Consider the following 11573-nt stretch of genomic DNA (forward strand, 5'->3'; position numbering starts at 1 on the left):
TTTTTTTGTGCAGCAGATCTCAATTTTGCTTGGTTCGCATTTGCTTTACTCCCGCTGATTCTGGTATCAACGATGGGATTTATTTCGAGCCAAAAAATAATGCACTCGATTTTTTGCTCTTGATCAACATCACATTGCAAAAACGGTAGGGTTATCGTCGTAATTGAAGTATAACTTTTAGTTGAACCGTGATCTTTGGCAGATTCAATGCGTTATAACATTTGAATAATCACGTTAAGTAACAAACATTTTGATTATCTTGGGGAAAAATATGTTTCAGCAAGAAGTAACAATCACTGCACCAAATGGTCTACACACTCGCCCTGCTGCACAATTCGTAAAAGAAGCTAAAGGGTTTCAGTCTGATATTACCGTTACCTCTCAAGGTAAAACAGCCAGCGCTAAAAGCCTCTTCAAATTACAAACCTTGGGATTAACTCAAGGAACCGTAGTAACCCTTAGCGCAGAAGGCGAAGACGAGCAGCAAGCGATAGAACATTTAGTAAAATTAATGGCTGAACTTGAATAATTGGCCTGCAATACGATAAGCCCATTGATTATTGGTCAGGCGTAGCTTTACACTCAATGGCTCCATTGAGCCGCTACACTTGGGCGCTTACTTCCAGTATTTACACTTAAGCATCGTTGATTTAAAGGTAAGATTATGATTTCTGGTATCCCTGCGTCACCCGGTATTGCATTCGGTAAAGCACTCCTTCTAAAAGAAGATGACGTTGTCATCAATAGCCACAAAATCGATCCGAGCCAAGTTGAGCAAGAAATTAATCGTTTTCTTGAAAGCCGCCAGAAAGCTTCTGCACAATTACAGATGATCAAAACAAAAGCTGGCGAAACTTTTGGTACCGAGAAAGAGGCTATCTTCGAAGGGCATATTATGCTGCTGGAAGATGAAGAGCTTGAACAAGAAATCATAGATCTTATCCGTAAAAATCACCAAACCGCTGATGCCGCGGTTCATGCCGTTATCGAAGACCAAGCTTCTGCGTTAGAAGAATTAGACGACGAATACCTCAAAGAACGCGCGGCAGACGTGCGGGATATCGGTAAGCGTCTGCTGCAAAACATTCTTGGCCTAACCATCATTGACCTCAGCGCAATTGCTGAAGAGTCGATATTAGTTGCGAAGGACCTGACGCCATCGGAAACCGCACAACTAAACCTTGAGAAAGTTTTAGGCTTTATCACTGATTTAGGCGGCAGAACTTCACATACCTCAATTATGGCTCGCTCCCTGGAGCTGCCAGCCATCGTGGGGATTGGCAATATCACTCAATCGGTGAAAAACGGTGATTTTCTTATTCTCGATGCCGTCAATAACCAAGTCCTTATCAATCCTTCAGAAGATGAAATCGCGGAACTGCGCGAAATTCAAACCACTTGGTTAGATGAAAAACACGAGATGGCTAAGCTGAAAGATCTTCCGGCGATAACGCTAGATGGTCATCACGTTGAAGTTTGCGCCAATATCGGAACGGTGCGTGATGTCGCCGGTGCTGAGCGTAATGGTGCTGAAGGTGTCGGACTTTATCGTACGGAATTCTTGTTTATGGACCGTGAGTCACTGCCTTCTGAACAAGAACAGTTTGAGGCTTATAAAGCCGTTGCCGAAGCCGTCGGGGCGCAAGCCGTCATTATCCGTACTATGGACATCGGTGGTGATAAAGACCTGCCCTATATGAACCTGCCAAAAGAAGATAACCCCTTCCTCGGTTGGCGCGCAATTCGTATAGGTATGGATCGTAAAGAGATCCTTCACGCACAGCTTCGCGCTATCCTACGAGCCTCTGCATACGGAAAGCTGCGTATTATGTTCCCGATGATTATTTCCGTGGAAGAAGTGCGTATCTTAAAAGCTGAACTTGATACGCTAAAAGCGCAATTAACTGCAGAAGGTAAGGCGTTTGATCAGGCAATTGAAGTCGGTATTATGGTTGAAACCCCTGCTTCAGCAGCGATTGCCCATCACTTAGCAAAAGAAGTCGATTTCTTCAGCATCGGGACTAACGATCTGACACAATATACTTTAGCCGTTGACCGAGGAAATGACCGAATTTCCCATTTGTATAATCCGATGAGCCCTTCTGTACTGCTTTTGATCAAGCAAGTTATTGACGCATCTCACGCTGTTGGAAAATGGACGGGGATGTGTGGCGAGTTAGCTGGCGATGAACGTGCTACACTATTACTATTAGGCATGGGACTAGATGAATTTAGTATGAGTTCTATTTCTATCCCTAGAATTAAAAAAATTATTCGTAACACTAATTACGAAGACGTTAAAGCTTTAGCCGCACAAGCCCTTTCGCAACCGACTGCTGAAGATTTGACGGATATCGTTGATAAGTTTATTAAAGAAAAAACACTTTGCTAACTTGTCACAAGTGTTTCGACGTTATTGCTTAGGAGAAGATCATGGGATTGTTTTCTAAACTTTTTGGCGACAAATCGGATAGCGATTCAAGCAACATTGAAATTGTTGCGCCGCTTTCGGGCGAGATTGTCAATATCGAAGATGTACCAGATGTTGTTTTCGCTGAAAAAATCGTTGGTGATGGTATCGCTATCCGTCCTAACGGCAACCAAATTGTGGCCCCAGTCGAGGGAACAATTGGTAAAATTTTCGAAACTAACCACGCCTTCTCTATTGAGTCGGATAACGGCATCGAACTGTTCGTACACTTTGGTATCGATACTGTTGAGTTAAAAGGTGAGGGCTTTAAGCGCCTCGCAGAGGAAGGACAGAAAGTCAAGAAAGGTGATCCTATCATCGAGTTCGATTTAGCCTTCCTTGAAGAGAAAGCGAAATCTACCCTGACCCCTGTCGTTATCTCTAATATGGATGAAATCAAGTCGCTATCCAAACTGTCAGGACACGTGACAGTCGGCGAAACTCCGATTATGCGGATCCAGAAATAGTGATAAAAAAGCTCATCCTTGGATGAGCTTTTTTTTACTCTGGCCACCGTGGCAGGCGTATTGAGATTTTAAGCCCACCTTCTTGGCGGTTAGACGCCGAGACTTGACCATGATGTGCCGTAATCACCTTGCGCACGATAGCTAAGCCCAATCCATAACCTTTGCCAGAAAGCGATGATTGTAAGCGAACATAGGGATCAAAAATACTTGATATTTTATCCTCTTCCACGCCGGGCCCACTATCACAAATCGTGAGGAGCAGTGTATCGCGATCGACCTCCAATTTGACCACTATCACCTGTCCCTGCGTTGAATAGCGTAAGGCATTGCGTAACACGTTCTCGATAGCACGACGAATAAGCTCAGCATTACCTCGGACCGTTACTGACTTAAGACTATCGTAATGAGCCACCACATCGACCTGCGGTTTTTGCGCCTCGTAACGCACATCAACCAAGATCGCCTCTAGAAGCGCAATAAAATCGAAATACTGGTCAATATCAATGCCGTCGTGCTCAGCGCGCGATAAGGTCAGTAGCTCGCCAATCATTTTATCAAGCCGCTCAGTCTCAAGATCGATACGATCCAGCGATTGAGGGATATTCAACTCACTCTGCCGTGCTAAACCTACTGCAAGCTGTACTCGCGCCAAAGGCGTACGCAGCTCATGAGAAATATCATGAAGTAGCGCTTCCCGGGCTTTAACCAGCACATCGATACGTTCAACCATCGCATCAAAGTCCTTTGCCACTATTGATAACTCGTCATAACGACGCTTCATAGCGGGGAAAAGCCGTACAGTTAGATCGCCGCGTGAGACTTTGGCAAATCCTTCCCGCAGCTGTCTTATCGGTCGAGTCATATTCCAGGCTAAGAGTAAACTGAAGAAGATGCCAAGAAAAGGCGCGAAAAACATGATCGGCGTAGGGATATGCAAGGAATCGTGCCACGAGCGGTGGTTCCGTTCGTTAAAGCCCTCTAACCTGGTGTAATCTAACGTGACTTGATAGAGATGCCCTGCATTGTCGTGAAGCTGCTGGCTGATCTGGCTGGGTACCCCTCGAGCCTCTTCATCGATATTGTTCGGGGTAACCCAGTTGTCAGTCAGGGTCATCTGCGGCCTGACCTCCGGGTCCCAACTCTCGACTAAACCTTGCACGGCTGCGGGGCCTGACGAGTGTGCCAGTAACTGAGTGATAGACGCCAGTTGAACTTGTTGCAAACTACGCTGTTGTCTAGCAAACGGCGAGCCATCATCATGGGCGACAAGCGGAAATCCTAACCAGATGACTTGGCTTATTAATAGAAATACAAATAGAAAAGCCACCAGCATCTTGGTGAATAAGCGCCTTGGATAACGTTGATTCATCGAATTTTGTAACCAATACTGCGCACGGTTTCGATAAAGATTTGGTCCTGAGTGGTTTTTGCAATTTTCTGGCGAATATTACTGATATGCACGTCGACGCTTCGGTCATAGGCTTCACGTGTACGCCCTAATGCTTTTTCCGAAAGTTCGTCTTTCGACACTACACGATCCCCTGCCACTAAGAGCAGTTCAAGTAAGTTAAACTCTGACGCCGTGAGATCAATCGGTTGCTGTTGCCATGTCACAGAACGCATCGCTGGATTAAGCTCAAGTTCTTTTAAGACTAGCGGTTGGTTATCGCTAGGCGCGGCCGGGATCTCTTCAAAACGACGCATAACCGAACGTAAGCGGGCAACCAATTCTCGTGGATAACACGGCTTAGGCATATAATCATCTGCCCCCATCTCTAAGCCAATCACTCGGTCGATATTTTCGCCCTTAGCGGTAAGCATAATGATAGGTAATCGATGGTGCTGGCGTACCTGACGTAACACTTCAATCCCACTGATATCAGGTAGCATGATATCCAAGATCATCGCATCATAATGCGCCTGATTAATTACTTCTAAGGCACGCTTACCGTGGGTAATGACATCAGTATTCATTCCTTCGCCCGCCAAGTACTGACTGAGCATCTGTCCTAACTCTTGATCGTCTTCAACTAATAAAATTTTCATACTATGGCCTCTAACTCACTTTACGTATAATGACGTCTTTTCTGCCGAGATTCTGTTTGATTTACACAATAATTACGCTTTAATCGAGTTGCTGATTAAAAACACCGGTCGAGAGATATCGGTCACCGCGATCGCAGACTATCGCGACCACTACCCGTTCAGGATGCGATTCTGAAAGGCTTAATGCCGCCGATACCGCGGCCCCCGAACTTATCCCACCGAAAACCCCTTCTTGCTGTGCCAGCGCGCGCGTCGACTCCTCCGCCCGCTCCTGCGTCATCATCACAATATCATCAACCCACTGTGGCTGATAAATCGTTGGTTGGTACGCCTCTTTCCAATGGCGGATCCCCGCAATCTGGCTTCCCGCGGCAGGTTGTAATCCAATAACCTGAACGGCTGAGTTTTGCTGCTTAAGATAACGGCCAGTGCCGCTGATCGTACCGGTTGTCCCCATACTGGAAACAAAGTGAGTGATGCGACCGGCAGTCTGTTGCCAAATTTCTGGGCCAGTGGTCTGGTAGTGCGCTAATGCATTATCTGGATTATTAAACTGATCCAGTACGATCCCCACGCCTTTTGCCGCCAGAATTTGTGCATAATCCCGCGCATACTCCATACCCTGAGCTTGATCGATCAAAATCAATTCAGCCCCATAGGCCTGCATCGCCGCTTGGCGCTCGGTACTCATATTATCGGGCATTAATAGCTTCAGTTTATAACCTAGCACCGCACAGATCATCGCGAGTGCAATACCGGTATTACCACTGGTGGCTTCAATTAATGTGTCACCCGGTTTGATAAGACCCCGTTGTTCGGCCTTGCGCACCATTGACCAGGCTGCGCGGTCTTTGACCGACCCTGCAGGGTTATTACCTTCCAGTTTTACCCACACCTCACCCGCACCGGCGGCGGGCAGACGCTGCAATCGAACTAAGGGCGTATTACCTATCGTGCTTTCTAGGGTGGTCACGTTTTTTTCCTATCGCTTAAACGCCATCAGCCTAGGTAGAAACCTAGGCTGATGGCAATGCTAACCTTGAAATTATCAGTACGGTTAATCAAAGGCAAGTGGCGCTAAGAGATTGTCTTGTTGATACACCCGTGCTTGCCCAATATTGAGATAGACTGTGCTGCCCCGCTCTGGCGCGACCACCGTTTGACTCACGGCAGAGACCGGATCAATGGCTAAGCCCTCGACCTCTAAGCTGAGTTGCCAAAAGTGGCCCCGAGGGGTGACCTCCAAGACCTTCGCCGGCAGGCGATGTAATGTATCCTGCATCGCTGACAAGGTCAGTTCCCAAGGGCGAAGAAAGAGGTCGATATTACCCTGTACAGGATAAGGTTGACTCAGTTGCCACTGCTGCCCCCCCACCTGCAGTGATTGTCCGGCAATCGTCGCAGGGAGTTTATTGATCTCACCTAAAAATTCCAACACGAAGCGACTCTCTGGCTGTTGCCAAACTTGCTGCGGGGTACCATGTTGTTCGATATTTCCTTGGCTCATCACCACGATATGATCAGCGACGTCCATCGCCTCTTCTTGGTCATGCGTCACAAAGACACTGGTAAATTTCAGCTCCTCGTGTAGCTGGCGTAACCAGCGACGTAGCTCCTTACGTACTTGCGCGTCTAGGGCACCAAAGGGTTCGTCGAGTAATAATATGGCAGGTTCAACAGCCAGCGCACGGGCTAACGCCACACGCTGTTTTTGCCCACCGGAGAGCTGAGCGGGATAGCGTTTAGCGAACTCCTTAAGCTGTACCATCTCCAAGAGTTTCATCACCTTTTCACGGATCACGGCTTTGCTCGGACGCGTAGTACGCGGCATCACGGTCAGACCAAAGGCAATGTTATCGAAGACGTTCATATGGCGGAATAGCGCATAATGTTGGAAAACGAACCCCACCTGCCGATCCCGAGCATGGACTTGGCTTACATCACGCCCATGGAACATGATCTCCCCAGCATTCTGGTTTTCCAACCCAGCGATAATCCGCAGTAACGTGGTTTTTCCCGACCCAGATGGCCCCAGTAACGCCACCATCTCGCCGGAAGGGATATCCAGACTGATGTTGTTCAGTACCTGAGTCTGACCAAAAAATTTAGAGATCTGGTTAATATTAATGCTCATTTTCGCCCGCCTGTGCGCCGTGCTGCTGACGTTCTAAGCGCCATTGCAATACACTTTTTAAACATAAGGTGACCATCGCCATCATGGCGAGTAACGCCGCAGCCGTAAAGGCCCCAACGGTATTATAATCTTGGTTCAGCAGTTCGACCTGTAACGGAAGCGTATAGGTTTCGCCGCGTATAGCGCCAGAAACAACCGACACTGCACCAAACTCGCCGATCGCTCGCGCATTGGTCAGGACCACACCGTACAGTAATGCCCAACGGATATTCGGTAGCGTCACTCGACGAAACATCTGCCAGCCATTGGCCCCCAGCAAGATCGCCGCCTCATCCTCTTGGCTCCCCTGACTGAGCATGACCGGCACTAATTCTCGAATCACAAACGGGCAGGTAACGAAAATAGTCACCAGTACCATTCCCGGCCAGGTAAACATCACTTGGATATTATGCGCGTCTAACCAGCTCCCCGCAGGACCGTTAATCCCCCAAAACAGCAGATAGAGTAAACCTACGACGACCGGTGAAATCGCAAACGGAATGTCGTACAAGGTTAACAAGAACTGCCGTCCTGGGAAATTGAAGCGGCTGACTAACCACGCCAACAAGGTGCCAAAAATTAAGTTTACCGGCACAGTAATCAATGCGATCAGAACCGTTAGCCAGATGGCGTGCAACATGTCACCGTCACGCAAATTATGTAAGGCGACCCCTACCCCTGCGCTAAGCGCCTGCCAAAAAATATAGATGAGTGGTACTAATAGGAAGAGTGTGGCACTGAGCAGGGCCAAACCGATCAGTATCCATTTCGTCCAAGGGCGTGATGAGACAGCCATTATTTACCCCCTAAACGACGCCCGTAGCGACTCTGTAATGTATTGATTGTAAAGAGCAGTATTAACGATGCCCCCATAATGACCGAGGCGATAGCGCTAGAGGCTGGGAAATCAAATTCTTGTTGGCGAACAAAGATCAGCAACGAAATGACTTCGGTCTTCCATGCAATATTCCCGGCGATAAAGATGACGGCACCAAACTCTCCCAGACTGCGGGTAAAAGAGAGCGCAGTCCCGGCGAGCAGCGATGGCGCAATTTCCGGTAAAATAACCTTGAAGAAAGCCTGTCGAGGCCGTGCCCCCAACGTTTCGGCGGCTTCTTCATACTCTGGGCCAAGCTCTTCTAATACCGGCTGAACGGTTCGGATCACGAAAGGAATACTGGTAAACGCCATGGCGACCGCGATCCCCAACCAGGTGTAAGTCACCTTAATACCGTGCTCCGCCAACCAATGGCCGTACCATCCATTCGACGAGAATAATCCCGCAAGCGTTAAGCCTGCCACCGCCGTCGGCAGGGCAAAGGGGAGATCCATCAAGCCATCCAGAAATGTCCGGCCAGGGAAACGATAGCGCGTTAATACCCACGCCATTAATGTTCCAAACACCGCGTTAAAGAGTGACGCTACCGCTGCGGAGAGCAGTGTAATTTTGTAGGCGGCAACTAACTGCGGCTCGCTGATAACCCGCCAATACTCGGCCCAAGTCATGTGCGATAACTGCATCAATAACGCGCTGACCGGTAACAGTAAAATCAAACAGGTAAAGAATAGGCTGGTACCGAGACTCAGGCCAAACCCGGGTAAAACGCGACGTTGACGTGAAAAAATCATAGTGGTGATCCTGCTGCCTGCAATGTATCGAACTCCCCTTGCGGTGCGAACTGTGACTGCATGGCTTTCGCCCATGAGCCAAACTGCTGTTCAACCGTGAAAAAATGAACCGGCGCAAAATGCTGTTGCGCCACAATGCTCGGTGTCGCGTGATAGGTACGGTAATAAAAACGCGTTAAGATGTTTTGCGCCTCGGGTTGGTAAAGAAAATTAAGGTAAGCTTTTGCCACCGTGGTGGAGTGATCGCGCTCAGTATTGCGGTCAATCCAAGTAACGGGAAACTCAGCTTTAATATTGGTCTGCGGAATAATCACTTGGTAATGCTCATCCGGGTATTGCTGTTGTAAAGCACGCGCTTCGGCTTCAAAGGTGATCAGTACATCGCCCAATTTTTGATTCACAAAGCTTTGCGTTGCCCCACGTCCGCCAATATCGGCGACCTGAGTGTTTTTTACCCACTGACGCATCGCCCGACGCACCGCTGAAATATCTTGATGATGAGAGAGGCTTAACGATCCCCAAGCGGCCAACCAGGCATAACGGCCATTGCCCGAGGTTTTAGGATTAGGATAGATAAGCTTAACATCCGGTTTGACCAGATCCTGCCAACCTTTGATATGTAGAGGATTACCGCGACGTACCACTAAAGCCATGGTTGAGTAGTAAGGTGAACTGTTATTAGCTAAACGTTGTTGCCAATCGCTGGGGATCAGCTGCCCTCTATCATGCAGTATCTGAACGTCAGGCACTTGATTGAACGTCACCACATCGGCACGCATCCCTTGTAATAAGGCAAGGGCTTGTCTGGACGATCCACCATGGGATTGACGGATTGTTAAGGTATCTTGTGGGTGCTGAGCGTCCCATTGCTGAATAAATACCGGGTTCAATTGTTCATACAGCTCGCGTGACACATCGTAGGAGCTATTGAGTAATTGAGCTGGATAGGCAGACGGTGCAGCGAGCAGTAATAAGCCCACCACCGATGATGTATAGCGTCTCTTCATACCTGAAAATTCCAATCTCAACCTCAGTCAATCTAGAAGTTCTCAGTGTATTAATAAGGATAAAAAAGCAGTAATGGTTTTATATACCGATTACTGCTGTGTAATTGCTAAAAAATATATAACGATTAGGCGTGCCAGACGATCTCAGAGAGTGTCCACTGCTTGAGCGTGGCATCGGCAGGCATGATACCGGAAGGACCACTAAATTCGCCTTGATAGATAACCTCAAGATGTTGGCTATTCGGGACTTTACACTGCACGTGCTGGCTATCACGGCCTGGCTGGCAGTTACCATACGCTTTCTGGAATAACGCAGAGAACGGTGCGCCAAATGCGATACCCTTAGGCGTACCAATCTGGGTATCCGATACACTAATTTTATTCACCGTACCATCGCCGTAAAAGGTCATCGCTACCTGTTGATCTTTCATTGCTTGAATATAGCTTTCAATCTGCCCATTACGCGTACCCATTCCTTGACGGATACGATAATCGCTACCAATACCTTCACTAATTGCCTCGGCATTAAAAGGGGTTGAGCGAGTAATTTTACCCACGCCTTCCTCACTCACGGCGACTGAGGCGCCAAACCAGTTCCATGGCAGTGCGGAGGACCACGAATAGCTCAAGGGGTTCCACCAATGGACGCTATTGTTCGACGTGTCTGCCTGATGGCTGGAACCCGCACAGCCGCTGAGCAATACCACACTGGCAAGCAGTGCACAGGATAACGCTTTCATTTCTATTCCTCTTGCATAGCTGATCAATGCTACTAGGAGTGATCTTCGAGTAAAAAGTTTACTGTAAACCGTTTTTTTGTTGGATGAAACACCGTTTTAGGCGGCTCATCGTCAGTAATGCGGCTTCGGTTAATAGATCAAATAAGGTCAAAATCAGTAACAGCGGCGAGCTTTCTAACGCCACTTGGTTCCATTGACTCAGCTGCCAAGCGCAGAGCAACGCACCGCCGATGAGTATACTGATACGACAAAGCCGCCAACTACGGGGAAAGCGTTGACGATAACCGCTTAGCGCCATGCATAGCAGCGCGGGTAAGCCTAGGGCTAAACCAATATAAAACGTCGAGGGGTCCGGTACAAAAAAACGTAAAAGTGTATCGCCTTGTTGCCGTGAGACCCCTGCCATAATCAGCAATATCCAGGCCCGGGCTTGATACAGCAAAATGGCCCATAGCAAAAAGGGTAAAGGGGCTGCTCCCCCCTCACCTTCGGCATCGAAATCTTCCATCATCGGTTGGAATTAATATTCACGGTCTTCAATTAACCGTTTACCGAGGCTGGTCACTTCATTAATTTCGTAATCCAGTTTTTCATAAAAACCCAGCACTAAGTCATTATCATCACGGATTTGAAGATTGAGTTTAGGGCAGCCTCGAGCAATCAATTTCTTTTCAAGGCGATTCATCAACGCATTGGCAAAGCCACGCCCTTGATAATCAGGATGTACCGCAAGGTAATAGGCTGAGCCCCGATGGCCGTCGTAGCCGCCCATCACACTGCCGACGATCTGCCCTGAAAGGACAACAACCAGAAAAAGGTCAGCATCCTGGCGTAATTTACGTTCGATATCGAGTTCAGGATCGTTCCAAGGCCGTAATAGGTCACATCGCTCCCATAACGTAATAACCTCGTCGATATCTTGTTGTTCGAAAACACGAATTTCCATTTTTTGACCTCCCCTTGGCGAAAACACACTATTATGCGTGTGAGTGAGGGTGTTAGAAAAGGCAATACTCAGTAAAAGGCTGAAATATTTCAATG

At 48.0% G+C, this 11573-nt stretch carries 13 protein-coding genes; 3 read left to right on the forward strand and 10 right to left on the reverse strand.

The features are described 5' to 3' along the window. Positions 1-271: 271 nt before the first annotated feature. The 3 genes from ptsH to crr all read left to right on the forward strand — a co-directional run bounded on the left by ptsH (position 272) and on the right by crr (position 2937). Entirely contained in the window at positions 272-529 is a 258-nt protein-coding gene (gene ptsH / locus MKR94_RS13450; protein ID WP_062812147.1) for a phosphocarrier protein Hpr, read from the forward strand. Positions 530-664: 135 nt separating this feature from the next. Beyond that, on the forward strand, positions 665-2392 hold the full coding sequence (gene ptsI, locus MKR94_RS13455) for a phosphoenolpyruvate-protein phosphotransferase PtsI (RefSeq protein ID WP_241647389.1): 1728 nt from the start codon (positions 665-667) through the stop codon (positions 2390-2392). A gap of 41 nt (positions 2393-2433) precedes the next feature. Next, positions 2434-2937, forward strand: coding sequence for a PTS glucose transporter subunit IIA (gene crr / locus MKR94_RS13460; RefSeq protein ID WP_048912386.1), 504 nt, complete (start codon positions 2434-2436; stop codon positions 2935-2937). 34 nt (positions 2938-2971) lie between these two features. On the opposite strand, the gene MKR94_RS13465 is transcribed toward crr, so the two are convergent. From MKR94_RS13465 to MKR94_RS13510, 10 genes are all read right to left on the reverse strand, one after another. After that, a complete protein-coding gene (locus MKR94_RS13465) occupies positions 2972-4306 on the reverse strand; it encodes an ATP-binding protein (protein WP_241647391.1) in 1335 nt (444 codons plus the stop codon). Next, positions 4303-4983: a response regulator transcription factor gene (locus MKR94_RS13470; RefSeq protein ID WP_241647393.1), complete on the reverse strand. Its 681-nt coding sequence runs from the start codon at positions 4981-4983 to the stop codon at positions 4303-4305. The genes MKR94_RS13465 and MKR94_RS13470 overlap by 4 nt, the downstream gene beginning before the upstream one ends. Positions 4984-5062: 79 nt before the next feature. Continuing rightward, complete coding sequence (gene cysM / locus MKR94_RS13475) at positions 5063-5956, reverse strand: cysteine synthase CysM (protein ID WP_241647395.1); 894 nt, start codon at positions 5954-5956, stop codon at positions 5063-5065. 84 nt (positions 5957-6040) lie between these two features. After that, entirely contained in the window at positions 6041-7117 is a 1077-nt protein-coding gene (gene cysA / locus MKR94_RS13480) for a sulfate/thiosulfate ABC transporter ATP-binding protein CysA (RefSeq protein WP_241647397.1), read from the reverse strand. Beyond that, on the reverse strand, positions 7107-7952 hold the full coding sequence (gene cysW, locus MKR94_RS13485; protein WP_241647399.1) for a sulfate/thiosulfate ABC transporter permease CysW: 846 nt from the start codon (positions 7950-7952) through the stop codon (positions 7107-7109). The genes cysA and cysW overlap by 11 nt, the downstream gene beginning before the upstream one ends. Then, positions 7952-8785, reverse strand: a complete 834-nt coding sequence (gene cysT, locus MKR94_RS13490) for a sulfate/thiosulfate ABC transporter permease CysT (RefSeq protein ID WP_048912392.1) — start codon at positions 8783-8785, stop codon at positions 7952-7954. The genes cysW and cysT overlap by 1 nt, the downstream gene beginning before the upstream one ends. Further along, positions 8782-9792, reverse strand: a complete 1011-nt coding sequence (gene cysP / locus MKR94_RS13495) for a thiosulfate ABC transporter substrate-binding protein CysP (protein WP_241647400.1) — start codon at positions 9790-9792, stop codon at positions 8782-8784. The genes cysT and cysP overlap by 4 nt, the downstream gene beginning before the upstream one ends. Positions 9793-9917: 125 nt before the next feature. After that, the gene (locus MKR94_RS13500) at positions 9918-10532 is read right to left on the reverse strand and encodes an RpoE-regulated lipoprotein (RefSeq protein ID WP_241647402.1); all 615 of its coding nucleotides are present in this window, start codon (positions 10530-10532) and stop codon (positions 9918-9920) included. A 58-nt stretch (positions 10533-10590) separates the two neighbouring features. Next, the gene (locus MKR94_RS13505; RefSeq protein WP_241647404.1) at positions 10591-11043 is read right to left on the reverse strand and encodes a DUF2919 family protein; all 453 of its coding nucleotides are present in this window, start codon (positions 11041-11043) and stop codon (positions 10591-10593) included. Positions 11044-11052: 9 nt separating this feature from the next. Beyond that, entirely contained in the window at positions 11053-11478 is a 426-nt protein-coding gene (locus MKR94_RS13510; RefSeq protein ID WP_241647406.1) for a GNAT family acetyltransferase, read from the reverse strand. Positions 11479-11573: the final 95 nt, after the last annotated feature.

This window comes from Rosenbergiella metrosideri (genome assembly GCF_022602565.1).
Classification (GTDB): domain Bacteria; phylum Pseudomonadota; class Gammaproteobacteria; order Enterobacterales; family Enterobacteriaceae; genus Rosenbergiella; species Rosenbergiella metrosideri.